The 24,334-nt window shown below is 71.1% G+C and carries 23 protein-coding genes and 1 tRNA gene; 15 read left to right on the top strand and 9 right to left on the bottom strand.

Annotated elements, in window-relative coordinates; all coding sequences use genetic code 11:
- The first annotated feature begins 297 nt into the window (after positions 1–297).
- The 3 genes from HCK04_RS30390 (at position 298) to HCK04_RS30380 (ending at position 3,259) form a co-directional block, all read left to right on the top strand.
- Positions 298–368, top strand: a tRNA-Gln gene (locus tag HCK04_RS30390).
- Between the two features lie 181 nt (positions 369–549).
- A complete protein-coding gene (gene glmU / locus HCK04_RS30385; protein WP_142650789.1) occupies positions 550–2,019 on the top strand; it encodes a bifunctional UDP-N-acetylglucosamine diphosphorylase/glucosamine-1-phosphate N-acetyltransferase GlmU in 1,470 nt (489 codons plus the stop codon).
- Between the two features lie 262 nt (positions 2,020–2,281).
- Positions 2,282–3,259, top strand: coding sequence for a ribose-phosphate diphosphokinase (locus HCK04_RS30380; protein ID WP_142650788.1), 978 nt, complete (start codon positions 2,282–2,284; stop codon positions 3,257–3,259).
- A gap of 126 nt (positions 3,260–3,385) precedes the next feature.
- Here HCK04_RS30380 and trpS read toward each other — a convergent pair whose 3' ends face one another.
- From trpS to HCK04_RS30340, 8 genes are all read right to left on the bottom strand, one after another.
- Positions 3,386–4,465, bottom strand: coding sequence for a tryptophan--tRNA ligase (trpS, locus tag HCK04_RS30375; RefSeq protein ID WP_142650787.1), 1,080 nt, complete (start codon positions 4,463–4,465; stop codon positions 3,386–3,388).
- 267 nt (positions 4,466–4,732) lie between these two features.
- The gene (locus tag HCK04_RS30370; RefSeq protein ID WP_142650786.1) at positions 4,733–5,995 is read right to left on the bottom strand and encodes an MFS transporter; all 1,263 of its coding nucleotides are present in this window, start codon (positions 5,993–5,995) and stop codon (positions 4,733–4,735) included.
- On the bottom strand, positions 5,992–6,402 hold the full coding sequence (locus HCK04_RS30365; protein ID WP_205830896.1) for a DUF2237 domain-containing protein: 411 nt from the start codon (positions 6,400–6,402) through the stop codon (positions 5,992–5,994). Before HCK04_RS30365 ends, HCK04_RS30370 begins: the two co-directional genes overlap by 4 nt.
- Entirely contained in the window at positions 6,399–7,955 is a 1,557-nt protein-coding gene (locus tag HCK04_RS30360; protein WP_142650785.1) for an amidase family protein, read from the bottom strand. The genes HCK04_RS30365 and HCK04_RS30360 overlap by 4 nt, the downstream gene beginning before the upstream one ends.
- A 5-nt stretch (positions 7,956–7,960) precedes the next feature.
- Complete coding sequence (locus HCK04_RS30355) at positions 7,961–9,319, bottom strand: DUF1116 domain-containing protein (RefSeq protein WP_142650784.1); 1,359 nt, start codon at positions 9,317–9,319, stop codon at positions 7,961–7,963.
- A gap of 123 nt (positions 9,320–9,442) precedes the next feature.
- Positions 9,443–10,138, bottom strand: coding sequence for a GntR family transcriptional regulator (locus HCK04_RS44370; RefSeq protein WP_205830895.1), 696 nt, complete (start codon positions 10,136–10,138; stop codon positions 9,443–9,445).
- Positions 10,135–11,082, bottom strand: coding sequence for a polysaccharide deacetylase (locus tag HCK04_RS30345; RefSeq protein ID WP_142650783.1), 948 nt, complete (start codon positions 11,080–11,082; stop codon positions 10,135–10,137). The genes HCK04_RS44370 and HCK04_RS30345 overlap by 4 nt, the downstream gene beginning before the upstream one ends.
- An 8-nt stretch (positions 11,083–11,090) precedes the next feature.
- The gene (locus tag HCK04_RS30340; RefSeq protein WP_205830894.1) at positions 11,091–11,837 is read right to left on the bottom strand and encodes an aspartate/glutamate racemase family protein; all 747 of its coding nucleotides are present in this window, start codon (positions 11,835–11,837) and stop codon (positions 11,091–11,093) included.
- Positions 11,838–12,135: 298 nt separating this feature from the next.
- Here HCK04_RS30340 and HCK04_RS30335 point away from each other — a divergent pair, with 298 nt between their 5' ends.
- The 8 genes from HCK04_RS30335 to pth all read left to right on the top strand — a co-directional run bounded on the left by HCK04_RS30335 (position 12,136) and on the right by pth (position 19,133).
- Positions 12,136–13,554 carry a nucleobase:cation symporter-2 family protein gene (locus HCK04_RS30335; protein ID WP_312845779.1) on the top strand — a complete coding sequence of 473 codons (1,419 nt, stop codon included), beginning with the start codon at positions 12,136–12,138 and terminating at the stop codon, positions 13,552–13,554.
- A gap of 44 nt (positions 13,555–13,598) precedes the next feature.
- On the top strand, positions 13,599–14,816 hold the full coding sequence (locus tag HCK04_RS30330) for an aromatic ring-hydroxylating dioxygenase subunit alpha (protein ID WP_142650781.1): 1,218 nt from the start codon (positions 13,599–13,601) through the stop codon (positions 14,814–14,816).
- A 33-nt stretch (positions 14,817–14,849) separates the two neighbouring features.
- Positions 14,850–15,044, top strand: a complete 195-nt coding sequence (locus HCK04_RS30325) for a ferredoxin (protein WP_168066390.1) — start codon at positions 14,850–14,852, stop codon at positions 15,042–15,044.
- A 5-nt stretch (positions 15,045–15,049) separates the two neighbouring features.
- On the top strand, positions 15,050–16,297 hold the full coding sequence (locus tag HCK04_RS30320) for an FAD-dependent oxidoreductase (RefSeq protein WP_168066388.1): 1,248 nt from the start codon (positions 15,050–15,052) through the stop codon (positions 16,295–16,297).
- Positions 16,294–16,824 carry a hypothetical protein gene (locus tag HCK04_RS30315; RefSeq protein ID WP_142650779.1) on the top strand — a complete coding sequence of 177 codons (531 nt, stop codon included), beginning with the start codon at positions 16,294–16,296 and terminating at the stop codon, positions 16,822–16,824. The genes HCK04_RS30320 and HCK04_RS30315 overlap by 4 nt, the downstream gene beginning before the upstream one ends.
- A 28-nt stretch (positions 16,825–16,852) precedes the next feature.
- Entirely contained in the window at positions 16,853–17,611 is a 759-nt protein-coding gene (locus HCK04_RS30310) for an enoyl-CoA hydratase-related protein (RefSeq protein ID WP_142650778.1), read from the top strand.
- A gap of 135 nt (positions 17,612–17,746) precedes the next feature.
- Complete coding sequence (locus HCK04_RS30305) at positions 17,747–18,343, top strand: 50S ribosomal protein L25/general stress protein Ctc (RefSeq protein WP_142650777.1); 597 nt, start codon at positions 17,747–17,749, stop codon at positions 18,341–18,343.
- A gap of 178 nt (positions 18,344–18,521) precedes the next feature.
- Complete coding sequence (gene pth / locus HCK04_RS30300) at positions 18,522–19,133, top strand: aminoacyl-tRNA hydrolase (protein WP_142650776.1); 612 nt, start codon at positions 18,522–18,524, stop codon at positions 19,131–19,133.
- Here pth and HCK04_RS30295 read toward each other — a convergent pair.
- Positions 19,108–19,746 carry an exonuclease gene (locus tag HCK04_RS30295; RefSeq protein WP_205830893.1) on the bottom strand — a complete coding sequence of 213 codons (639 nt, stop codon included), beginning with the start codon at positions 19,744–19,746 and terminating at the stop codon, positions 19,108–19,110. The genes pth and HCK04_RS30295 overlap by 26 nt on opposite strands.
- Before the next feature lie 141 nt (positions 19,747–19,887).
- On the opposite strand from HCK04_RS30295, the gene HCK04_RS41480 reads away from it, so the two are divergent.
- The 4 genes from HCK04_RS41480 to cysN are packed head-to-tail and all read left to right on the top strand — an operon-like array spanning position 19,888 to position 24,251.
- Complete coding sequence (locus HCK04_RS41480; RefSeq protein ID WP_205830909.1) at positions 19,888–21,285, top strand: sugar transferase; 1,398 nt, start codon at positions 19,888–19,890, stop codon at positions 21,283–21,285.
- 3 nt (positions 21,286–21,288) lie between these two features.
- On the top strand, positions 21,289–22,062 hold the full coding sequence (locus HCK04_RS41475; RefSeq protein WP_185949062.1) for a 3'(2'),5'-bisphosphate nucleotidase CysQ: 774 nt from the start codon (positions 21,289–21,291) through the stop codon (positions 22,060–22,062).
- Between the two features lie 12 nt (positions 22,063–22,074).
- Positions 22,075–22,989, top strand: a complete 915-nt coding sequence (cysD, locus tag HCK04_RS30285; protein ID WP_142650775.1) for a sulfate adenylyltransferase subunit CysD — start codon at positions 22,075–22,077, stop codon at positions 22,987–22,989.
- Positions 22,989–24,251: a sulfate adenylyltransferase subunit CysN gene (cysN, locus tag HCK04_RS30280; RefSeq protein ID WP_142650774.1), complete on the top strand. Its 1,263-nt coding sequence runs from the start codon at positions 22,989–22,991 to the stop codon at positions 24,249–24,251. Before cysD ends, cysN begins: the two co-directional genes overlap by 1 nt.
- Positions 24,252–24,334 lie beyond the last annotated feature (83 nt).

Raw genomic sequence — 24,334 nt, 5'->3', positions numbered from 1 at the left:
GTCGAGGAGCAGGTCGCCAAGCCGATCGAGAGCGCGTTCTAGGTATGCGGCCGGTCCGATCGAGGGGCGTGGCATGGCCCGCGCCCGGACCTGGCGGGGCGGGAGGCGTGACCCCCGATCGGCCTGGCCGCACCTGAGTGCGGCCTGCTTGTCGCTGGATGCCCGGGGGTTCCGCGGCCTCGGCCGGGGTTTTCCTCGCGCTGGATTTTGGGGGAGCGCGCCGGGGGGACTGCTCTGTATCCTGAGTGTCGGATTCCGGCGGGCGCCGGGATCCGACAAAACGGCACTTCGCGCCCATCCCGGGTCGTCTAGGGGCAAGACTACAGATTTTGGTTCTGTCAACGGAGGTTCGAATCCTCCCCCGGGAGCCTGTTTCGTCCGGCTGTCGGAGCCCCAGGGGGGCTGGTTCCCTCCTGGGGTACGGCAGGTAAGCTCACCTTGTCGAGCGGGTGACCGTGCGGTTCCTGGGTATTGGACGCGTGGGAAGCCGCCCTCAATCCATACAGTCACGATCCGTAGTGAGCCGCGACGCCGAGGGAGCCTCAATCCGTGAGTGTGCCGCGCCCGGCAGCCGTGATCGTCCTCGCCGCCGGCGAGGGCACCCGGATGAAGTCGAAAACCCCAAAAGTCCTCCACGAGGTCTGTGGCCGAGCGCTGGTCGACCACATGCTGGCCGCTGCGCGCGGCCTGTCGCCCGAGCGGCTGATCGTGGTCATCGGGCATGCGCGTGAGCAGGTCGGCGCCCATCTCGCGACGACCGCCGCCGACGCCCGCACGGTCGTCCAGGAGAAGCAGAACGGCACCGGCCACGCCGTGCGCACCGCGCTCGAAGCCGAGGGCCCGTTCGACGGCACCGTCCTGGTGACGTACGGTGACACGCCCCTGCTGCGCACCGAGACCCTGACTGCCCTGCTGGAACGGCACGCCGCCGACGGCAACGCCGTCACGGTGCTGACCGCCGTCGTCCCCGACCCGACCGGCTACGGCCGGATCGTGCGCGACGAGAGCGGCGCGGTGCTGGAGATCGTCGAGGAGAAGGACGCGACCCCCGAGCAGCGCGCGATCGCCGAGATGAACTCCGGCGTGTACGCCTTCGACGGCGCGTTGCTGGCCGACGGCCTGAGGCGGATCGGCGCCGCCAACGCCCAGGGCGAGGAATATCTGACCGACGTGCTGGCCATCCTCCGCGAGGACGGCCACCGGGTGGGCGCGCACGTGGCCGCCGACCACGCCGAGGTCGAGGGCGTCAACGACCGCGTCCAGCTCGCCTTCGTCCGGCGCGTGCTCAACGACCGCATCCTCCAGGCGCACATGCGCGCCGGCGTGACCGTCGTCGATCCGGCGAGCACGTGGATCGACGCGGGGGTCGAGATGGAGCCCGACGCCGTGATCCACCCCGGCACCCAGCTCAAGGGCGCCACGAGGATCGGGGCGGGAGCCGAGGTCGGGCCGGGCACCACACTGACCGACACGGTCGTCGGCGAGGAGGCCGTCGTACGCAACACCGTCTCCGACGGTGCGGAGATCGGCCCCGGCGCCGTCGTGGGCCCCTTCTCCTACCTGCGCCCCGGCACCGTGCTCGGCGCCAAGGGCAAGATCGGCGCGTTCGTCGAGACCAAGAACGCGCGGATCGGCGAGGGCTCCAAGGTCCCCCACCTCACGTACGTCGGCGACGCGACGATCGGGGTCGGCTCGAACATCGGCGCCGCCTGCGTCTTCGTCAACTACGACGGCGTCGCCAAGCACCACACGGTCGTGGGCGATCACGTGCGCGTGGGCAGCGACAACATGCTCGTCGCCCCGGTCACGATCGGGGACGGCGCCTACACGGCCGCCGGATCGGTGATCACGTCGGACGTGCCGCCGGGGGCGATGGCGGTCGCCCGGGGCAAGCAGCGCAACATCGAGGGCTGGGTGGAGCGCCGCCGCGCCGGCACCCGGTCCGCGGAGGCGGCCCGGCGGGCGACCGAAGCCGGCGACGTGGCCGCGGCGAACGGCAGAGACCCCGCCGGTGACTAGAGCCGGTGAACTGCGCCGTCGATAAAGGACCACCTGCGGCCCGCCACTCCGCGGGCCGTACGGGGACAGGAAAAGGGTACGAGGCGCGGTTTCGGCCGCGTAGCGCCGAAGGGCCAGGCCAGGAGGACACCGTGACCGACCACATCGACCGGGCGAAGGGGTTCGCGGCCCCCGGGCGAGACGGGGGGACGGCGTTACGCGCGGCCCGGCCCCAGCACCATGCCCGGTACGGCGAACAGGCTCGACACGCGAGGAGCGCGGCATGAGCGGCAAGAAGACGACCGGCGAGCGGAACCTGATGTTCTTCTCCGGCCGGTCCCACCCCGAGCTGGCCGAGGAGGTGGCGCAGGCCCTCGGCGTCGAGGTCACGCCGACGGCGCTGCGTGACTTCGCCAACGGCGAGATCTACGTGCGCTACCTGGAGTCCGTGCGCGGCTGCGACGCCTTCGTCATGCAGAGCCACACGGCGCCGATCAACCAGTGGATCATGGAGCAGCTGATCATGGTGGACGCCCTCAAGCGGGCCTCCGCCAAGCGGATCACCGTGATCATGCCGTTCTACGGCTACAGCCGCCAGGACAAGAAGGGCCGCGGGCGCGAGCCGATCACCGCCAGGCTGATGGCCGACCTGTTCAAGCAGGCCGGCGCCGACCGCATGATGTCCATCGACCTGCACACCTCCCAGATCCAGGGCTTCTTCGACGGCCCGGTGGACCACCTGTTCGCCCTGCCGGTCCTGATCAACTACCTGCGCGGCAAGGTCGACCCGGCGACGACCACGATCGTCTCGCCCGACACCGGCCGCGTACGGCTGGCGGAGCGCTGGTCCGACACGCTGGGCACGCCGGTGGCGTTCATCCACAAGCGGCGCGACCTCGACGTGGCCAACCAGGTGAAGGTGCACGAGGTGGTCGGCAAGGTGCGCGGCCGGACCTGCGTGCTGATCGACGACATGATCGACACGGGCGGCTCGATCTGCAAGGCGGCCGACGCCCTGTATGAGCACGGCGCGACCGACGTCATCGTGGCCGCCACGCACGCGATCTTCTCCGACCCGGCCGTCGATCGGCTCAAGAACTCCCGCATCTCCGAGGTGGTCGTGACCAACACGCTGCCCATCCCGGAGGAGAAGAGGTTCGACAGCCTCACGGTCCTGTCGATCGCCCCGCTGCTCGCCCGGGCCATCACCGAGGTCTTCACCGACGGCTCCGTCACCAGCCTCTTCGAAGGCGACAGCTGAGCGGTGCGGGCTCCCGGACCGGCCGACCGGCCGTCCGGGAGCCCGCGCACGCCCCTTCACGCGACACGTGCCCTTGAGTAACGCGTGCCCGTGGGCGACGCGTCCCTCAGGCGGCGGGTTTTCCCTTCAGTAGAGGGCCTTCATCGCCTCCCGCACCTCCTTCAGGGTGTCGTCGGCGATGGCGTTCGCCCATTCGTTGCCGTCGCGCAGCACCCGGCGGACGTGGGCGCGGTCCCGGGCCAGCTCGGCGCGCCGCGCCCGGATCGGCGCGAAGTAGTCGTTGACCGCGTCGGTGACGACGGCCTTCAACGCGGCCGCTCCCCGGCCGCCGATCTCCCCGGCCACCTCGTGCGGGTCGCGCTCCAGGCACAGCGCGGCCAGGAGCACCAGGCTGGAGACCTCGGGCCGGGCCACCGGGTCGTACGTGATGCGGCGGTCCGCGTCGGTCTTGGCGCCGCGGATCATCCGGGCGGTCTCGTCGGCGGTCGCGGCCAGGGCGATGGCGTTGCCCCGGCTCTTGCTCATCTTGCCGCCGTCGGTGCCGAGCAGCAGCGGAGCGGCGGACAGCAGCGCCTCCGGCTCGGGGAACACCGGACCATAGCGGCTGTTGAAGCGGCGCGCGATCGTGCGGGCGACCTCCAGATGGGGAAGCTGGTCCTGGCCGACGGGCACGAGACCGGCCTTGCAGAACAGGATGTCGGCGGCCTGGTGCACCGGATAGGTGAACATCAGCCCGCTGACCGCCGACTGGCGCGAGTGCGCGATCTCGTCCTTGACCGTGGGGTTGCGGCCCAGCTCCGCGACCGACACCAGGCTGAGGAACGGCAGCAGAAGCTGGTTCAGCGCGGGGACCGCGCTGTGCGTGAAGATCGTGGCCCGGCCCGGGTCGATGCCCACGGCCAGGTAGTCGAGCACGAGGTCCTCCACGTGCTCGGCCAGCCGGTCGGCGACGTCGCGGTCGGTCAGGACCTGATAGTCGGCGACGAGCACCATCACGTCCACGCCCAGGTTCTGGAGGCGGACGCGGTTGTGCAGGGTGCCGAAGTAGTGCCCCAGGTGCAGCCGGCCGGTCGGGCGGTCACCGGTCAGCACGCGGAACCGTCCCGGCCGTTCGTGGATCTGTCTTTCCAGCTCGGCGCTGCGGCGCCGGGCGGCCGGCACGCCGAGCTCGTCGTCGTCCGGGGCGGCGTCGATGATCGTGGTCATGGTCTCTCCCTTGGCAGGTGGTCCGCCGTCCCGACGGCGACCCCTCGTCCAGGGAGCACGAAAAAGGGCCGTCCATCCGAACGGCCCGGTCGTACGCGTGTGAGATGGCCGCTCCTACGTGGAGCGCCACCAGCCCTGACACAGCGTGCGAATCACGCCGCCAAGTATAGATCCGCCGGAGCGCCGCCCACCATCGTGGCCAGGCGCGGCCGCCGCCCGGTGAGCGGACGGCGATCCGCGGACTCGGGAGCGTGGCGGGCGGGGCCCTCAGCGCGCGTGCGCCCCGCCGGCGGCGGCCGTGCCGGGGCGGAGCGCCGCCAGACGACGCCGCCCGAGCGTGCCGGCCGCGGCGCCGACGCCGGACGCGGCGAGCGCGATCAGGAAAGGCGCCGCCGGGCCGTACCGGTCGGCGAGGGAGCCCGACACCAGCGCGCCGATCGCGTAGCCGACGACGACGGAGGAGGTGAGCAGGGTCATGACCCAGGAGATCCGCTCCACCGGCACCGCCATCTCGGCCAGCGTGTACGCGGTGACGAGGATCGGCGCGATGGTGACGCCGGGGAACGCGATCAGCAGGGCCAGCACCCACAGATCGCCGGCGTTCGAACCCCCGATGATCGCGAGGGGCAGGCTGAGGACGCCCAGGAGGACGAAACCGGCCCAGAGCCGGCGGACGAGCGACAGGGACGCGGGCAGCATCGGGACGAGCACCCCGGCGAGGGCGCTGCTCAGCCCGAGGACCGCGTAGATCAGCCCGGCCGCGCCGCCGGCGCCGGCGGCCTCCGCCCGCCAGGCGACCCCGGCCTGGGTCGAGCCGAAGTAGCAGCCGAGCCCGGTCAGCGCCACGGCGAGCAGGAGCACGGGGACCGGCGGCACCCGGGCCCCGGCGGCCGCGCTCCCTCCGCGGCCCCCGCCGACCAGGGTGGCCGTGCCGTGCAGGGCGAACGCCACGCACGTCGTGACCGTGAGCCCGGCCGCCACGAGCACGGCCGTCCGGGGCGAGGCCGCCGTCGCGATCACGCCCACCAGCGCCGGGCCGAGGACGAACGCGATCTCGTCGCCGGTCCCCTCGAAGCTCATCGCGGTGGGAAGGCGGTCGGCCGACAGCCGGCCGCGGTGGGCCAGCGCCGTCCAGCGGGCCCGGGACAGCGGGCCCACCTGCGGCACCGAGAACCCTGCGATCGCCGAGGACGTCAGCGACGCCCACGCGGGAGCGCCCGCCCCGACGCACACCACCAGCAGCACGAGGGCCGCCGTGTGCGACAGGGCCGCGGCCAGTCCGGCGGGCCGGTGCCCGTACCGGTCCGCGGCCCGCCCGACGACGGGACCGCCCGCCGCCTGCCCCACGGCGAAGGCCGCGGCCGTGGCGCCGCCGAGCGTGAGCGACTGCGTCGCCCCGCCGACCAGCAGCAGCGCGCCGAGCTGTCCCATGGTCGCGGGTATGCGGCCGACCAGCGTCACCACCAGGAACCGGCGACCGGTGGCGGCGGGCAGGGAGGTGTAGGCACGCAGGGCGCCCCAGCGGCTCACCGCTCGGCGTCCCGGCCGTCGTCCCGGCCGGGACGCGGGTCCACCCCGTACTCCATCAGCGCCTCGCGGGGGACCACCTCCAGGGCCCGGATGTTGGTCGCGGCGAGGTTCACCGGGCAGGCGCAGCCGGCCAGGTACGCCTCGTACCACTTGGAGGCGATGACACACCAGTGGTCGCCCGGCTTGAGCCCGGGGAAGGCGAGGTCCGGCCGCGGCGTCGCGATGTCGTTGTCGACCGTCGCCTGGAACGCGATGAAGCGCTCGTCCACGATCGCGCAGACCGTGTGCCCCTTGGGGTTGTCGGGTCCGGTGTAGCAGTAGCCGTCGCGCCGGTATCCGGTGATCGGGTCGAAGCCGCAGGGCTCCAGCGGCTCGCCGAAGACGTTCAGCGCCTGCTCGGTCATCATCGGCTCCTTGTGGTGGTGAGGTCGTCGCCCGCGGTCTCGTGCCGCGCCGGGGGCGGTGGGCAGCGGAAGACGTGCTCTTCGAACTCGGCGGCGACGCGGACCAGGCGCGCGTCCGCGCCGGGACGCCCGACGAGGAGCATGCCGACCGGCAGCCCGTCCACGAACCCGCAGGGGACGCTGAGCGCCGGGTGCCCGGTCAGGTTGAACACGCAGTTGTTGTCGTGCATCTCGAAGGGCATCTCGGTGTCGATCACGGCCGTGCGCGGGTCGGCCGGGAGGAGATGCGGCGGCATCGGGACGGTCGGCAGGACGAGGAGATCGACCTCGCGCAGCGCGTCGTCGATCTGCTCGCGCAGCCGCCGCCGCAGGCGCTGCGCGTAGGCCATGACCTTGCCGTGGGTGGCGTCCCGCAGCAGCGTGGCTCCGACGAGGGCCAGCACCCCGCCGACCGGGATGTCCTCGGGGCGCCGGGTCAGGGCCTCGCCGAACGCCTCCCCGAAGTTCGGGTGGTAAGGCCCGAAGTGGTTGTTGCCCTGGAGACGGGACTCGAAGACCGTGGTGAGACCGCCCTCGATGGAGATGGGCAGGTGGATGTCCCGCCCGAACCGGTGCAGCGGCACCGACACCTCGGACACGGTCAGTCCGAGCCGTTCCAGCGCCAGGCCGGACTCCCGCACCAGGCCGTCGACCCGGGGATCGGATCGGCCCGGCCACCCGAACCCCTCGGCGAGCAGCCCGGCGCGCAGCCCGGCGACCTCCCGGGCGTACCCAGCGGCGTACGGCTCGCCGTCCCCGTCCGGGCGCGGCGTCGCGGTCGCCTCGAGGAAGGGGATCAGGTCGGCGGCGGTCCGGGTGAGCACGCCGATGTGGTCCAGCGTGCGCTCGGTCGGCATGGCGCCGTCGTAGTCGATCACGCCGTAGGTGGGCTTGAGGCCGAACACGCCGGACCAGGCGGCGGGGTTGCGGACCGAGCCGCCGTGATCGGTGCCGATGCCGTAGTCGGCCTGCCCGGTCGCCACCAGGACGGCGGCGCCGCTGGAGGAGCCGCCGGCGGAGCGGCGCGGGTCCCAGGGGTTCCCGACGGGTCCGTGCGCGCTGGTGAAGCTCGACCCGGAGTAGCACAGGTCCTCGCAGACGGACGTGCCGAGGATCACCGCCCCGGCCGCCCGCGCCCTGCCGACCACCACCGAGTCGGACGCGGGCACGAAACCGGCCATGAGGCGGCTGCCCAGCGTCATCGGCACCCCGCGCACCGCGATCGACTCCTTGACGGTCACCGTCCGCCCGGCGAGCGGTCCGCTCCCCGGAGGTCCGGGTTCGTCCACGGTGTAGAGCCAGGCGCCGTACGGGTTGCCGGGCCCCCGGGAGACCCGGGTGACGGGGACGGGCGGCGGCTCGGGGGGCTGTCCCTCGGTCGCCAGATCGCGGACCCGCAGGTAGACCTCGCGCATGCGGTCGACGGCCGGGCCGAGCCGTGCCACCAGGCCGGGGTCGAGCCTCCATCTGGCGGCGACGGCGGCGAGGTCCGCGGGGCTGAAGGAGGGGATGCTCATGCCGCTCACGCGCGCGTCTCCGGTTCCCCGGCCACGCCGGACGGCGCGAAGCCGGCCTCCTCCAGCGCCCGGCTCGCCGCCGCGAAGGGCTCCACCGGGATGGGAGTGATCCCGGCTCCGACCCGGCCGCGTCCGGGCTCCCGGTGCGCGAGGCCGTTGTTGATGACGGGTTCGACGCCGGTCGCGCGCACCCGGTGCACGTCGATGCCGAGCGGCGTCCCCCGGAAGTCCTCACCGGGGATGAGGAAACGCCGGCTCGTGCCGGCGCAGACGGTCCGCATGCTCCGGGTGATCTCCATGGCGCGGGCCATGTCGCCGCCGACGAAGGACATGATCGCCGGCGCGGCGGTCATCGCGAACGCGCCGAAGCCGGCCGTCTCGGCGATCATCGAGTCGCCCATGGTCGGGTTGACGTCGTCGATGGTCGCCCCGTCCAGCAGAACCGGGTCGCCGATCGGCGCGGGCACGGTGAACCAGCGGTCGCCGAGCCCGCTGACGCGGATGCCGAACTCCCGCCCGTTGCTCGCCATGGCCGTCACGATCGGACTGCCCGGGATCCCCCCGGCGGCGACCGTCACCGCCTTGGCCGCCGAGATCGCGAAGGGCAGCGCGAAGTGCCCGTTGCCCGAGATGAACGCGACGACGTCCGCGGCGTCCGTACGGTCCAGGGGGGCGCGCAGCAGGCCGGGGGTGAGCGCCGCGAGCAGGGCCGCGCTGGTCGCGACCAGCCGGTTGTGGCAGTCGTCGCCGCGTCGCAGCCCCTCGGCCACCAGGGCGATCAGGTCGAGGGGGTCGCTGCGCCGCACGGCCTCGTCGAGGGCGGGGGCGAGCACGTCGCCGAGCCACCGCAGCCGCGAGAGCGTCCCCTCGTCGTACGACCCGTAGCGCATCGCGCCGCCGATCCCCTCGTTCAGGGGGGAGAACGTCGTGATGCCGCCCGTGGCCTCGGCGACCACGACGGGCGTGCTCGGCGTGACGACCCCGGCCATCGCCCCGACGGCGTTGGCGTCGTGACAGGGGCTGATGGTCACCTCGCCGGCGTCGATGATCGCCTCGGCCTCGGCGACGGTCGCGGCCTCCTTCTCCAGCAGCAGGCCCGCGATGATCGCGCCGCGCATGGGCCCGGTGACGTCGGCCAGGTCGATCGGCGGCCCGGCGTGCAGGAAACGCCGGGGCCCGACCCGGTCGGTGGCGTCCCGCGCCTTGCAGACGCGGCGCAGACGGACCTCGGTGCCGTTCAGGGCGTCGAGGGTCGCCTGCGTGGGGTCGGACGCCGGGGCGGCGCCGGACGGCGGGGTGGCGCCGGACGGCAGGGTGGCGCCGGACGGCAGGGTGGCGCCGGACGGCGGGGTGGCATTGGACATGGTGGTACTCCTGAGCGGGAGGGGGAGGAAGGCGCGGCGACGACGTGGCCGCGCGATGAACGGGGAGCGACCCGGATGGGGGGCGGTGTGCTCGCGCCGGGCGGTCGCGTCCGGGTCGTGGTGTTACGCCGAAGGCGTCTGGCGCTGCCGTTCGGCCAGGAGCTTGCGCACGATCTCCCGGTTCAGCCGGGCGTGCTCGCGGGCGCGTTCGGCGGCGAGGTCGGCCGAGCCCGAGGCGATCGCCTCGAACCACGCCGAATGCTCCTCGAACAGGTCGTATGGGTCGCCCGTCTGCCGCAGCAGCCAGTGCAGGCGCCCCTGCAGGGGCTCCAGCAGGGACTGCAGCAGGGTGTTGTGGGACAGCTTGAGTATCTCGTCGTGGAAGGCCTCGTTGGCCTTGCCGAGGGCGATGCGGTCTCCGGCGTCGAGCGCCTTGCGCGCCCGGGTCAGGATGCTCCGGACGCGGCGCAGCTCGGCCTTGGTGGCCCGCGTCGCGGCCTGCCGGCTGGCCAGGACCTCCAGCGACTCGCGCACGTCGAACAGCTCCTCGACGTCCTGCTCCGACAGCTCCACGACGACCGCGCCCCGCCGGGGGACCGTCTTGACGAAGCCCTCGCTCTCCAGGGCCCGGATCGCCTCCCGCACCGGCAGCCGGGAGACCCCGAGCTGGGCGGCGATCTCGGTCTCGACCAGTCGCGTTCCCGCGGGGTAGACGTCGTCGATGATGCGCTGGCGCAGCTCGTCGCGTACGCGGTCCCGGAGCGGCTTGTAGTCGGCGTCGATGTCGAACGCACCCGGCGCGTCCGCCTGCCTGCTCACAGGGCCGTCTCCCCGGTCTTCCGCCTCGGTCCCGGACCGGTGCCGACCGGCGCGGGCCGCTCGGCGCCGTCGAAAGGATAACGCCGCCGGAAGTCGTCGGCCGCCGCGTCGAACGTGGTGAACTCGACGCCGGGCAGGCCGAGCCAGCTGTCGAAGAGCCGCTCGAGCATCAGCAGGACCTGCGGCCGGCCGGACACGTCGGGGTGCAGGGTCATGGGGAAGACCGCGTAGTCGAACTCGCGGTAGACCCACTCGAACTGGTCGCGCCACAGCCGTTCCACATCGTGCGGGCTGACGAAGCCGTGGCTGTTGGGGGACTTCTTGACGAACATCATCGGCGGCAGGTCGTCGACGTACCAGTTGCCGCAGAACTCCACGAGGTCGACCTCGGCGCCGTGGGTGAGGGGCTTCATCCAGTCCTCGGCCCGGCGGCTGTAGTCGATCTTCGTCCACTCGTCGCCGACGCGGGCGTAGAAGGGATGGAAGTCGTTGTAGTTCTGCGAGTGGTCGTAGGAGAAGCCGAACTCCTTCAGCAGGGCCGCGGTGTGGCGGCTCATCTCCCACCACGGCGCCACGTAGCCGCGCGGCGGACGCCCCCACAGGCCCTGGATGAGCTCGACGCAGCGGCCGAGCACGTCCCGCTCCTGCTCCGGTGACATGTCGATGGGGTTCTCGTGCGAGTAGCCGTGCGCTCCGATCTCGTGCCCCGCCTCGGCGACGGCCGCCATCTGCTCGGGGAAGGTCTCGATGGAGTGGCCCGGGATGAACCAGGTCGTGCGCAGGCCGTACCGCTCGAAGAGCTGGAGCAGCCGGGGGGTGCCCACCTCGCCGGCGAACACCCCGCGCTGGATGTCGTTGGGCGAGTCCTCGCCGCCGTACGAGCCGAGCCAGCCGGCGACCGCGTCGACGTCGACTCCGATAAGGATCTTGATGTCCTTGGCCATGGTGTTCCTCATCTCTGCGTCTGGACTGCGGGCGGGTGGGCCAGTAAGCGCCCGTACCCGGTGATCGGTCTCGCGTCCCCGGCCAGGGCGAGGGCCTGCCACAGCGTCGCGGCGACGCTGTCGACGACCGGGACGCCACTGCGGTGTTCCCACCGGGCGGCCAGGTGCGCGGCGCGCACGTTGGTGCACACCACGGCGACCGCGTCGCAGCCCGCCGTGACGAGCGCGTCGAAGGCCTCGTCCAGCTCGGCGTCCCCGAGCAGGGCGAAGTCGTAGTTGGTGGTGCGGCCGAAGTGGCGGGCCGCGTGCACGGGGAAGCCGTGATCGGCGTAGTGCGCGGCGATGGCGTCGCCGACGTCCCGCGTGTACGGCGTGAGCAGACCGGTGCGCCGGGCCGCCAAGGCGCGCAGGGCGGCGAGGACGGCCAGCGTCGAGGTCGTGGCGGGGGCGCCGGCGGCTTGTTCCATCTCGCGGCACAGCCGCTCGTCCCCGCCCGGGCCGAGCCAGGAGCCGGAGGTGCCGTTCCAGGCGACGACGTCGACACGCGCGTCGCCGAGGAGGCGGGCCGCGTCGACGAACGATTCGGGGGCGAACTGACGGGTGTCGGCGGCGTCGAGGCTGATGCTCGTGACCCGCAGTCGGGTGAAGTGGACCGAGACGTCGTCCCGGCCGGCGAGCAGCGCGCCGGTCATCGGTTCGACGACGGTGTTGGACGACGGGGTGATCATGCCTATTCGCCGGGCGGTCGGCCGCACGATGCCTCCGCTCAGAGGGGGTCATTGAGGATACTGTATACAGGATCCTAAGCACCCTCTGCGACTGAAAACAACTGAAAACTGGTCATTGACACCCCTTTTGGGCCGCCTTACCCTCCTGGTACCGGCGCACCGGATACCCACCGTGACCGTTCCCGATGGGGGAAACCGGCTCCGTCGGATCTCAGACGACCCTGCTCGCCCAGGGGCGTCGCACGCCTGCCCATAGCTCCGAACCTTGGCTCGTCAACGCCGGCGGAGGGACCAGGGGGCGTTCACTCAGTGCCAGGAGACCGCCGTGTCACCTTCCACCCGTGCACCCAAATCAACGGCTTCCGACCGCCATCCGGTGGACGAAGTCCTTCCTGCGCCCCGACTCTTCTTCTTCGGCCTGCAGCACATGTTGATCATGTATGCGGGCTGCGTCGCGGTTCCGCTCGTGCTCGGCACGGTGCTCAAACTTGAGACGCACACCATCGCACTGATCGTCAATGCCGATCTGCTCGTGGCGGGCATCGCCACCGTCATCCAGAGCGTCGGCCTCACCCGCTTCTTCGGCATCCGCATGCCGGTGGTCGCGGGAGCCTCCTTCACCTTCCTCACCCCGATGATGCTCGTCGGCTCCGAGTACGGCATGCCGACCATGTACGGCTCGATGATCGCGGCAGGCGTCTTCGGAATACTGATCGCCCGGCCGTTCTCCAAGGTGCTGCGGTTCTTCCCGACGCTGGTCACGGGCTGCGTGATCACGATCATCGGGCTCTCGCTGGTCAAGGTCAGCGCCGACCTGATCACCGGGTCCGACCCGCAGTCGCCGGACTACGCGAGCGTGCGGTACATCCTCCTGGCCTTCGCCGTCGTCGTGATCATCGTGCTGGCCAACCGCCTGTTCACCGGGTTCCTCCGGAACATCTCGGTGCTGTTCGGCCTGGCGATCGGCACGGTGATCGCGGCGATCATGGGCATCACCGACTTCTCCTCCGTGGCCGGCGCCAAGTGGTTCGGCTTCTCGACGCCGCTGCACTTCGGCGCGCCGGAGTTCCGGCTCGTGCCGATCCTCGCGATGTGCGTCGCCATGGTGGTGGTCTTCTGCGAGATGACCGCGTGCGTGCTGGCCATCGGCGACGCGGTCGGCAAGCGCGTCACCGACAAGGACATGGCCCGGGGACTGGCCACCGACGGCCTGTCCGCCGTGCTGGCCGGGTTCATGAACTCGGTGCCCGACTCCACGTTCGGCCAGAACGTGGGACTGATCAGCCTGACGAAGGTCAGCAGCCGGTACGTCATCACCGTCACCGGCGTGCTGCTGATGATCATGGGTGCCATCCCCAAGCTCGGCGAGGTCGTCGCCAGCCTGCCGGGACCCGTCATCGGCGGCGCCGGCCTGGTCATGTTCGCCATGACGGGGGCCGTCGGCATCCAGATGCTGCAGAGAGTCGACTTCACCGGGAACCAGAACCTGCTCATCGTCGCCGTCTCCCTCGGCCTGGGGATGCTGCCGGTGGCGGTGCCGGGTATCTACCAGAACTTCAACCAGGACACGCAGTTCATCCTCGGCAGCGCCGTCACGGTCACGGTGCTGGCGGCCTTCCTGCTCAACCTGCTCTTCAACCACCTGCTGGTCCGAGCGGGCACGCCCGTTCCACAGGCCCCCGAGGCCCCCGGGGCCGCCGAGGCGCCCGGGACCGCCGCCACGGCGGCGGACGGCACGGCCTGATTCGCGCCCGCCGCGACACATCACACGTAAGGAGCATCCGAACCATGGGTCTTGCACCCGTCTCCGAGAACATCCGGCGCATCCTCAAGGTCATCGAAGAGGGCTCCCGGGACATGGCCACCGGCTGGAACCTCCCTCGCGAGTGCTACGTCGATCCGGAGTTCTACGCCTTCGAGCAAGAGGCGATCTTCATGCGCCAGTGGCTGTGCCTCGGCCGCGTCGACGAGATCCCGAAGCCGGGTGACTTCGTGCGCATCGACATGGGCGACGAGCCCCTGATGATGGTCCGCGGCAAGGACATGGAGATTCGGGTCCTCACCCCGGTCTGCGCACACCGGGCCCACCTGGTGTGCGAGGGGTCGGGGAACACCGGCAGGCTCTTCCGCTGCCCCTTCCACGCCTGGACGTACGGGCTGGACGGCTCCCTCATCGCGGCGCCGTCCATGAACGACACCGTCGGCCTGAAGAACCTGAAGGCGGAGGCGTACCTGCCCTCGCACCGGGTCGAGATCTGGAACGGCTTCGTCTTCACCAATCTCGACCCGAACGCGAAGCCGCTCGCGCCCACGCTCACCAAGCTCACCAAGGAGCTGGAGAACTACCACATCGACGAGATGGTGAGCATGCCCGTCGCGGAGCTGCGCGGCAACAACTGGAACTGGAAGGCGCAGCTCGAAAACGGCATCGAGCCCTACCACAGCGCCTACCTCCACGGCATGCTGCACGACTTCGCGCACGTCAGGCTCACCAGCTTCGTGGACCTCGACCCCGACGAGGGCGCGGTCTACCACCCGACCGGCTTCTACCACCCGGACGCCGGCTTCAACGCGACCACCAAGGCCCTGCTCCCGATCATCCCGACGCTCGGCGAGAAGGAGCGCAACCAGGTCATCTTCGCCTCGGTCCCCCCGAACCTGGGATTCGGGGCGGTTCCCGAGGGTCTGTTCTACTACCTCGTCCTGCCCGCGGGGCCGGACCACATGAACCTGCGCATCGGTCACCTGTACCCCGAGGAGTCCACCCGGCACCCCCGCTTCGAGCAGCTCTACAAGATCGCCCAGGACGGCCTGGTCCTGTTCCACCAGCAGGACGCCAGCTCCGATCTGTCGCTCCAGAAGGGCATGCGCTCCCGCTTCCGCCGTCCCGGCCGCTACTCCTTCCAGGAGGAGTCGCTTCTCCAGTTCAACCGGTGGCTGCTCAAGCGCTACAAGGACTACGTGAACCTGGTCGACGGCGTGACCGAGCCCGCGGCGGCCAACTGAACGCGACATCTTCCCGCCCTCAAGGAGATCCACATGAAAGTCACTGTCGACCGCACCCTGTGCGACGGAAACGGCGTGTGCATGGGCATCGCCCCCGACGTCTTCGACGTCGACGACGACCTGAACCTCCACATCGTCGACGAGATCCCCGACGACCCGGTCATCCAGGCCCAGGTCCGGCAGTCGATCACCTCCTGCCCGGTCCTCGCGCTGAGCCTGGAGGAATAGCGGCCGTGGTCGCCACCACCTCGCAGACCGTCGTCGTGGCCGGCGGGTCCCTCGCCGGCCACAGGGTGGTCGCCGAACTCGCCCGGCATGGCTTCGCCGGCGACGTCGTCTGGGTACGCGGGCCCGAGGGCACCGCTCCCTACTCCCGGCCCGCCCTGTCCAAGGAACTCATCCAGGGCAAGGTCACCCGCGACGACATCCGGCTGCCCGGCCTCGACACGCACGGCCTGCGGCTGCGCGTCGTGGACCACGCGGTGTGCGCGCGGCTGGACCCCGACGACGACCGGGTGCTGGTCACGCCCACGCACGAGGCTCCGGCAGAACCCTCCGACGGCGAGTGGATCCCCTTCGACGCCCTGTTCGTCTGCACGGGGACGCGCGCCCGCCTGCCGGAGGCGTTCGCCGGGCTGCCCAACGTCCACTGCCTGCGCACGCTCGCCGACGCCGAACGGATCAAGGAGCGGCTGCCCGGCCGGCCCCGGACGGTGGTCGTCGGCGCCGGTCTCGTCGGCAGCGAGATCGCCGCGTCGCTGCGGTCCTGCGGGCTGCCGGTCGAGCTGGTCGTGCAGGGGCGGCTGCCCATGGACACGGTGTTCGGCGAGGACCTGGGACGGTTCTGCCTGGACCGGCACCACGCCAACGGCGTGACGACCCGGCTGCTGACGACCGTCACCGGCCTGTCGGCGACCGAGCCGGACGGCCCGGTCGTCCTGACCTTCGACGACGGCGGGCAGACCTGCGCCGACCTGGTCGTGCTCGGGCTCGGCGCGGTCACGGCCTGCGAATGGCTGCACGGCTCCGGGCTCGACGTCTCCGACGGCCTCGGCTGCGACGAGGCCCTGCGGACCGCGCGGCCGAACGTCTTCGCGGCCGGGGACATCGCCAACTGGAGGCACCCCGTGTTCGGCCGGCGGATGCGGGTCGAGCACTGGAGCAACGCGTCGGCGCAGGCGCGGCACGCCGTCGAGAGCTGGTGGGCCGGGCTGGAGGGCCGCGAGCCCGCGCCGTTCGCGGAGGTGCCGTACTTCTGGTCGGACCAGTACGGCCTGAAGTACCAGATGGTCGGCCACGCGCGCGGGCACGACGAGGTCAGCGTCGAGCGGATCGGCGCGGACGGGTACCCGTTCGTGACCTACTTCCGCGAGGGCCGCGTCGTCGCCGCCGCCGGAGTGAACGCGCCGCGCGCGGTGATGCGCATGAAGGCGCGCATCCAGTCCGAAGCAACCACGATTCAGGGGGCGTACGCAGGGTGAACGGCGACCTGGCCGCAGACGGCACGACATACGCGCACGACGACGAGCGGGACCCGGCGCTGGCCAAGGTGATCCGGGACCACATGTGGTCGCTGCTGAGCGCCCGCTACCGCACCAACCGCCGCTCCCCGGGCGCGCCGACCGAGGACGAGTACCTCCACGACCGGCCGTTCTGGCCCGAGTTCACCTTCGAAGAGGTGACGTACGCGGTGGAGGACGACAGGGACCTGCTGCTGGTGGCCTTCCACGACACCGACGTGCCGGACGTCACCCTCGGCTTCCGGATCGACCTCGGCAAGGCCATGACCAAGTGGTCCCGTCGCGTCGGCGGACGCCACCCGCGGCAGCACCCGGAGATGTTCGCGGCGGAACTGATCTGGTTCATGGTCTGCTTCATCGGCGTCGCCGACTTCGACAAGGCGACGAGCACCCCCGGGCCTCCGCCGTACTGGATCAACGACGGATCCGAGATCTTCGGAAAGCTCAAGGACAACCCGAACATGGAGACCTTCGAGTCCCACCACTGACCTCCCCGCAGAAAGGCCGGCATCCGCCATGGCAGTTGTCGAGATCGAAAAGCCCCGCGACGGCGTCGCGGTCATCCGGCTCAACCGGCCGGAGGTGCGCAACGCGCTCAACACCGAGATACGCGTGCTGCTCGCCGAGGCCGTCGAGACCCTCAACCAGGACGACGACATCGGCGCGATCGTCCTGACCGGCGGCGACACCGTCTTCGCCGTCGGCGCCGACCTGAACGAGCAGGCCGGACGCGATGTGGTGGGCGCGATCCGCGCCTACACCCACCAGGCGTTCTGGTACAGCGGAAAGCCCGTGATCGCCGCCGTGAACGGGGACGCGTTCGGCGGCGGCAACGAGTTCATCCTCCAGTGCGACTTCGTCATCGCCTCGCAGAACGCCCGCTTCGCCCAGACCGAGGTCACCATCGGCCTGGTCCCCGGCGGCGGCGCGACGCAGCGGCTGCCCCGCGTCATCGGCCGGCAGAACGCGCTGTACGCCCTCCTCACCGGCACGCCCATGACCGCCGCCGACGCGTACCGGCTCGGCTACGTCTCCGAGGTGGTCGAGGGCAACGCCATCGACCGGGCCGTGGAGCTGGCCGCGCTGATCGCCTCCCGCCCCCGCCTGGCCGTGCGGCAGATCAAGGAGGTCGTCCGCCTCGGTCTCGACACGTCCTTCGAGGCCGGGATCGCGCTGGAGCGCCGCGGCTACCAGCTCATGTTCGGCACGCGAGACCTGCGCGAGGGCTTCGCCGCGGTACGGGAGGGGCGGGAGCCGAAGTTCACCGGCGAGTGACGGGCGGAGCGCCGATGGCGCGTGGCCGGCGCGGCGAACGGTAGGCTACTGGGGTTGCGCTCGTAACGCCTTCCGCTAGGGCGGGTGAGGGGGAGCGCGCCAATCCCGATTCGAGTCATCCCTAGGAGATGTGCCGTGTCCGAAGTACGCATCGCCGCCGAGCTCCGTAACGAGTTCGGCAAGGGCGCCGCCCGCAAGATCCGCCGGGCGAACAAGGTCCCCGCCGTCCTCTACGGCCACGGCACCGAGCCCAAGCACCTGACCCTTCCCGGCCACGAGCTGCTGCTCGCGCTGCGCACGCCGAACGTGCTCATCCGCCTGCAGGGCGAGGGCGTGGACGAGATCGCGCTGCCCAAGGGCGTCCAGCGCGACCCGATCAAGGGCTTCCTCGAGCACGTCGACCTGCTGCTGGTCAAGCGCGGCGAGAAGGTCACCGTCGAGATCCCGGTCACCGTCGTCGGCGAGCCGGTCGGCAGCGCGATCGTCGAGCAGCCGCTGAACACGATCTCGGTCGAGGCCGAGGCGACCCACATCCCGACCGGCGTCGAGGTGGACGTGAACGGCCAGGACGCCGGCTACACCGTGCACGCGGGCGACCTGAAGCTGCCGAGCGGCACGACGCTCGCCGGTGACCCCGAGGCGCTGGTGCTGCACGTGATCGCGGCCCCGACGGCCGCGCTGCCGGAGGAGGGCGAGGCCGCCGAGGGCGAGAGCGCCGAGGCCGCCGAGTAGGACCCGTTCGTGAGAGAGTCCTCCACAGAATGTCTGTGGAGGACTCTTCCATGTGAGTCGGCGGTGGAGCCGGCTGGTGGAGCCGGCTGGCGGAGTCGGCTGGTGGAGTCGGCTGGTGGAGCCGACAGCGGAGCCGGCGGCGAGGCAGACAGCAAGGCAGACAGCGGAGGAGACAGCGATGTCCGACACGTCCGCGCAGCGGTGGCTGGTGGTCGGCCTGGGCAACCCCGGGCCGGAGTACGCCGGAAACCGGCACAACGCGGGCTTCATGGTGCTCGACGAGCTGGCGGCCCGGATGGGCGGCCGGTTCAAGGCGCACCGGTCGCGGGCCGAGGTGGTCGAGGGCCGTCTGGCCGGGCTACCGGTCGTGCTGGCCAAGCCGCTGTCGTTCATGAACCTGTCGGGCGGCCCGGTGAAGGCGCTGGCCGACTTCTACAAGGTCACCCCCGACCGGGTGATCGTGATCCACGACGAGCTGGACATCCCGTACGGCGCGCTGCGCGCGAAGATCGGCGGCGGCGACAACGGCCACAACGGCCTGAAGTCGATCACGAAGGCGCTCGGCACGCGCGACTATCCCCGGATCAGGTTCGGCATCGGCCGCCCGCCGGGCCGCATGGACCCGGCGACGTTCGTGCTGCGCGACTTCGCCACGGCCGAGCGGAAGGACCTGCCGTTCCTCGTGGACCGGGCGGCCGACATGGTGGAGTCGCTGATGACCGCCGGTCTCGAGGCGACGCAGAACCGCTTCCACGCCGCCGATCTCAATCCGGCGAAGCCGCCCCGCTGAGACCCCGCGAAACGGCCCCGTCGCCGGCCTCGCGGTGCGCCGAACCCGGCCACTCCATGAGGTTCTGCAGCAGCTCCGCCTGCTCGATCGCGTCATCCAGGGCGTTGTGCGTGTGCGGGCGCCGCGAACGCACCTCGCGCGGCATCTGACGCTTGGTCGCCCAGGCGACCGGCACCACGGCTTTGGCGGCGTACAGCGTCTTGATGTCGATGCACCGGGAGTGGCCGAAAGGCGACTGCCCGGTGAAGCGGAGGAAGTACCAGTACATCCACATCCAGTCGTACGACAGCGGGAAGGCCGCGAGCACCGGCAGGTCGTCGCCGCACACCTCGGCCACCCAGGCCGCCGCCTCGGTCATCGCCTCGGCCGGGTCGCGTCCCTCGCGCAGCAGCGTCTCCCGGTCGAGGCCGCTCACCGCCAGCGCCTCCGCCACGTGGTCGTCGCTGATCGGCCGTAACTCGGCGTAGAACGTCAGCGCCTCAGGGTCGGTCCGCTCGAACCGCCGCCCGGTCATCCGCCCGGCCACGGTCATGCCGAAGCTGACCATCGAGTACGGCCCCGGAATGGGGCCGTCCGCCTCGACATCGACCGATATGTACGTTTCGGCTTTCAACGAATCTCCCTGAGACGCCGGGGTGAGGCCGCTAGCATTCCATCACCGTCGGTAGTGGCAGGATTGCGGGGGGCGACAGTGCTGGACGGCGATACGACCGCGCTCGCCGTCGGCATGTCCCGGGACGCGCCCGCCCATCCGATGCCGCGGCCGCCCGCGTGGGCCGTGCGATATCGGCTCACCGCGGCCGTCTGCGACATCGTGGGGGCCCTTCTCGCTGGGGTCACCGCCGTGGTGATCCGGTTCGGCGAGGTTACTCCGTACGTGATGCCCTATGTGATGGTGAGTGCCGCGCTGCCCGCCGTCTGGGCGATGACTCTCGTGCTGAGCCGGGCGTACGAGCCGCGTCTGATCGGCGTGGGGGCCGAGGAGTTCCGCCGGGTCGCGCGGGCCGGGTTCACGCTGATCGCGGGGGTCGCGATCGTGGCGTACGCGTCGAAGACCGGGCTCGCCCGCGGATACGTGCTGATCGCGCTGCCGCTCACGACCGTGCTCACCCTCGCGGCGAGGTACGGCCTGCGGCAGCGGCTGCACCGCAGGCGGGCCAGAGGTGAGGGCTGCATGCGCAGGGTCGTGGCGGTAGGCCACCGGACGGCGATCGCCGAGCTGGTCGAGACCTTCCGCGGGGAGCGCTACCACGGCATGGAGGTGGTGGCCGCCTGCGTGCCCACCCGCGCCTCCGGCCATGTCGCCGACGTGCCGGTGCTGGGCGACTTCACCGACGTGCCGCTCGTGGTCGAGCAGGTCCGGGCCGACACGGTGGCGGTGCTCGCCTGCCCGGAGCTGGACGGCACGGCGCTGCGCCGGCTGGCCTGGCGGCTGGAGCGGACGCGCACCGATCTGGTGGTGGCGCCCGCGCTGATGGAGGTGGCCGGTCCGCGCATCGCGATCCGCCCCGTCGCCGGGCTCCCGCTGCTGCATGTGGAGCATCCCGAGCTGGCGGGAGGACGCCGGCTGGTCAAGGGCGTTTTCGACCGGCTGGTCGCCGCCGTCGCGCTGGTGCTGCTCGCCCCGCTCCTGGCCGCCGTCGCCGTGGCCGTACGGGTGACCAGCCCGGGGCCTGCCCTGTTCCGCCAGCGGCGGGTCGGCAGGGACGGCGTGGAGTTCACGATCCTCAAGTTCCGCACCATGTGGCGCGACGCGGAGGCCCGCAAGATCGAGCTGGTCAGCGACGCCGACGGCGTGCTGTTCAAGGTGCGCAGGGACCCGCGGGTGACCCCGCTCGGCGCCGCGCTGCGGCGTTACTCCGTCGACGAGTTACCGCAGCTCATCAACGTGCTGCGGGGCGACATGTCGCTCGTCGGGCCACGTCCGCCGCTGCCCGAGGAGGTCGCGCGCTATGGCGACGACGTGCGCCGCAGGCTCGTGGTGCGGCCCGGGCTGACCGGGCTCTGGCAGGTCAACGGCCGGTCCGACCTCTCTTGGGAGGAATCGGTACGGTTGGACCTACGTTATGTCGAGAACTGGTCTCTCATGCTGGATCTGCAGATCTTATGGAAGACGTGGTCTGCGGTCGCACGCGGGGCGGGAGCGTACTGAGGAATGACGATGCGGGACGACCACACCCTCGCCGGTGAGCTGGCGACGGAGGCGGGGGAGCGGCTCCTGGGGCTGCGCGCCCGTCTCGGGTTCGACGACGGCCGGGCGCTGAAGGACGCGGGAGACCGCGCGTCCCACGAGTTTCTCATGGACGCGCTCAGGCGGCTGCGGCCGGACGACGCCGTGCTGTCGGAGGAGGCGACCCGCGAGGAGCGGATGGACCCCCGGCGGCTGTCGGCCGAGCGCGTCTGGATCGTCGATCCTCTCGACGGCACCCGTGAGTTCTCCGAGCAGGGCCGCACCGACTGGGCCGTCCATGTGGCGCTCTGGCAGCGCGGCGCTCTCGTGGCCGGGGCCGTCGCCCTGCCCGCCCAGGGACGTACGCTCACGACCGCGGCGCCGCCCGAGCTGCCCGAGAAGGTGCGTGAGCCGTTCCGCATCGCGGTCAGCCGCACCCGGCCGCCCGAGTTCGTCCGCGAGCTGGCCGCCCGCCTCGGCGGGGAGCTCGTCCCCATCGGCTCGGCCGGTGCCAAGATCGCCGCGGTCCTCACCGGTGAGGTCGAGGCGTACGTGCACGCGGGGGGACAGTACGAGTGGGACTCGGCCGCCCCGGTCGCGGTGGCGGTCGCGGCGGGGGCCCATGCGAGCCGGATCGACGGCTCACCCCTGACCTACAACCAGGAGGACCCGTACCTGCCGGATATCCTGGTCTCCCTACCGGATCTGGCGCCAACGTTGCTCGCCGGAATCCGTGACCTGCATCGCCAGACTCCGTGAAGGAAGTCCCCAATGCTTCAGCGTGACTACACCACGTCACAGCTCGACGTGCTCGAGGCCGAGGCGATCCACATCATGCGTGAGGTCGCGGCCGAGTTCGAGCGCCCCTGTCTGCTCTTCTCCGGCGGCAAGGACTCCATTGTCATGCTGCGGGTCGCCGAGAAGGCCTTCTGGCCGGCGCCGATCCCGTTTCCTCTGATGCACGTGGACACCGGGCACAACTTCCCCGAGGTCATCGAGTTCCGTGACCGGCGCGTCGCCGAGCTGGGCGCGCGCCTGGTGGTCGCCTCGGTCCAGGCGTCGATCGACGCCGGGCGCGTGGTGGAGCAGACCGGGCGGCGGGCCTCCCGCAACCGGCTGCAGACCACGACGCTGCTGGACGCGATCGAGGAGCACCAGTTCGACGCGGTGTTCGGCGGAGCCCGGCGCGACGAGGAGAAGGCACGGGCCAAGGAGCGGGTGTTCTCCTTCCGCGACGAGTTCGGCCAGTGGGATCCGAAGAACCAGCGCCCCGAGCTGTGGAACCTCTACAACACCAAGATCAGCAGGGGTGAGCACATCCGCGTGTTCCCGCTGTCGAACTGGACCGAGCTCGACGTGTGGCACTACATCCGGCGTGAGGGCATCGAGATCCCGTCGATCTACTTCTCCCACACCCGGACGGTCTTCGAGCGTGACGGCATGCTGCTGGCCGACTCCGAGGTGGTCCAGCGGGGCGACGACGAGCCCACGTTCGATGCCGTCGTCCGCTACCGCACGGTCGGCGACATGACCTGCACCGGCGCGGTCGCCTCGACCGCCACCACGATCGACCAGATCATCGACGAGATCGCCGCCACCCGGATCACCGAGCGCGGCGCGACCCGCGCCGACGACCGGGCCTCCGAGGCCGCCATGGAAGATCGCAAGAAGGAAGGCTACTTCTGATGGACATCCTTCGGTTCGCGACGGCGGGCAGTGTCGACGACGGCAAGTCGACGCTGATCGGGCGGCTGCTGTTCGACTCCAAGGCGATCTTCGAGGACCAGCTCGAAGCGGTCGAGCGCACCTCCCGCGACCGGGGCACGGAATACACCGACCTGTCGCTGCTCACCGACGGCCTGCGGGCCGAGCGCGAGCAGGGCATCACGATCGACGTGGCCTACCGCTACTTCGCCACGCCCAAGCGGAAGTTCATCATCGCCGACACCCCCGGGCACATCCAGTACACCCGGAACATGGTCACCGGCGCCTCCACGGCCGACCTGGCGATCATCCTGATCGACGCGCGCAAGGGCGTGCTGGAGCAGTCGCGGCGGCACGCCTTCCTGACCACGCTGCTGCGGGTGCCCCACCTGGTGCTCGCGGTCAACAAGATGGACCTCGTCGACTACTCCGAGGCCCGGTTCGAGGAGATCCGCGAGGAGTTCACCGCGTTCGCGAGCAAGCTGAACGCGTCCGACCTCACGTTCATCCCGATCTCGGCGCTGCACGGCGACAACGTGGTCTCCCGCTCGGAGAACATGCCGTGGTACGAGGGCTCCTCGCTGCTGCACCACCTGGAGAACGTGCACATCGCCTCCGACCGCAACCTGGTCGACGTGCGCTTCCCCGTGCAGTACGTCATCCGCCCGCACAGCGCGACCAGCCAGGAGCTGCACGACTACCGGGGATACGCCGGGCAGGTCGCGGGCGGCGTGCTCAAGCCGGGTGACGAGGTGCTGCACCTGCCGTCCGGCCTGACCACGACGATCACCGGGATCGACACCTTCGACGGCCCGGTGGAGGAGGCGTTCGCGCCGATGTCGGTCACGCTGCGGCTCGGCGACGACATCGACATCTCCCGCGGCGACATGATCTGCCGGCCGAACAACCAGCCGCAGGTCGCCCAGGAGATCGACGCGATGATCTGCTGGATGGCCGACGGCCTGAAGCTCCAGCCGCGCTCCAAGCTGATCATCAAGCACACCACCCGTACGGCCCGGGCCCTCGTGCGCGACCTGCACTACCGGCTCGACGTCAACACCCTGCACCGGGACGAGTCGGCCACCGCTCTCAGCCTGAACGAGATCGGCCGGGTGTCGCTGCGGACGACCCAGCCGTTGTTCGTGGACGACTACGCGCGCAACCGCCTCACCGGCGGCTTCATCCTCATCGACGAGGCCACCAACGGCACCGTCGGCGCCGGGATGATCGTCGACGCACGCTGACGCCGCCGCTTCCCAGGAGAGGTCCGGCTCGGACGGCTTCCGAGGGCGAGGCACACGGCTTTTGATGGCGAGGCACGCGGCTT

Source organism: Microbispora sp. CL1-1 (genome assembly GCF_012034195.1).
In the GTDB taxonomy this organism is placed as follows: domain Bacteria; phylum Actinomycetota; class Actinomycetes; order Streptosporangiales; family Streptosporangiaceae; genus Microbispora.
The sequence above is the reverse complement of the archived record's forward strand: the minus strand, read 5'-3'. Positions and strand labels throughout refer to the sequence as shown.

What these genes read in the sequence shown, in the direction of transcription:
- HCK04_RS30380 (WP_142650788.1), top strand. Translation starts at nt 2,282, where the DNA reads ATGAGCGGCAAGAAGACGACCGGCGAGCGGAACCTGATGTTCTTCTCC.
- trpS (WP_142650787.1), bottom strand. Translation starts at nt 4,465, where the DNA reads ATGACCACGATCATCGACGCCGCCCCGGACGACGACGAGCTCGGCGTG.
- HCK04_RS30365 (WP_205830896.1), bottom strand. Translation starts at nt 6,402, where the DNA reads ATGATGACCGAGCAGGCGCTGAACGTCTTCGGCGAGCCGCTGGAGCCC.
- HCK04_RS30360 (WP_142650785.1), bottom strand. Translation starts at nt 7,955, where the DNA reads ATGAGCATCCCCTCCTTCAGCCCCGCGGACCTCGCCGCCGTCGCCGCC.
- HCK04_RS30355 (WP_142650784.1), bottom strand. Translation starts at nt 9,319, where the DNA reads ATGTCCAATGCCACCCCGCCGTCCGGCGCCACCCTGCCGTCCGGCGCC.
- HCK04_RS30345 (WP_142650783.1), bottom strand. Translation starts at nt 11,082, where the DNA reads ATGGCCAAGGACATCAAGATCCTTATCGGAGTCGACGTCGACGCGGTC.
- HCK04_RS30330 (WP_142650781.1), top strand. Translation starts at nt 13,599, where the DNA reads ATGGGTCTTGCACCCGTCTCCGAGAACATCCGGCGCATCCTCAAGGTC.
- HCK04_RS30325 (WP_168066390.1), top strand. Translation starts at nt 14,850, where the DNA reads ATGAAAGTCACTGTCGACCGCACCCTGTGCGACGGAAACGGCGTGTGC.
- HCK04_RS30310 (WP_142650778.1), top strand. Translation starts at nt 16,853, where the DNA reads ATGGCAGTTGTCGAGATCGAAAAGCCCCGCGACGGCGTCGCGGTCATC.
- pth (WP_142650776.1), top strand. Translation starts at nt 18,522, where the DNA reads ATGTCCGACACGTCCGCGCAGCGGTGGCTGGTGGTCGGCCTGGGCAAC.
- HCK04_RS41480 (WP_205830909.1), top strand. Translation starts at nt 19,888, where the DNA reads ATGCCGCGGCCGCCCGCGTGGGCCGTGCGATATCGGCTCACCGCGGCC.
- HCK04_RS41475 (WP_185949062.1), top strand. Translation starts at nt 21,289, where the DNA reads ATGACGATGCGGGACGACCACACCCTCGCCGGTGAGCTGGCGACGGAG.
- cysD (WP_142650775.1), top strand. Translation starts at nt 22,075, where the DNA reads ATGCTTCAGCGTGACTACACCACGTCACAGCTCGACGTGCTCGAGGCC.
- cysN (WP_142650774.1), top strand. Translation starts at nt 22,989, where the DNA reads ATGGACATCCTTCGGTTCGCGACGGCGGGCAGTGTCGACGACGGCAAG.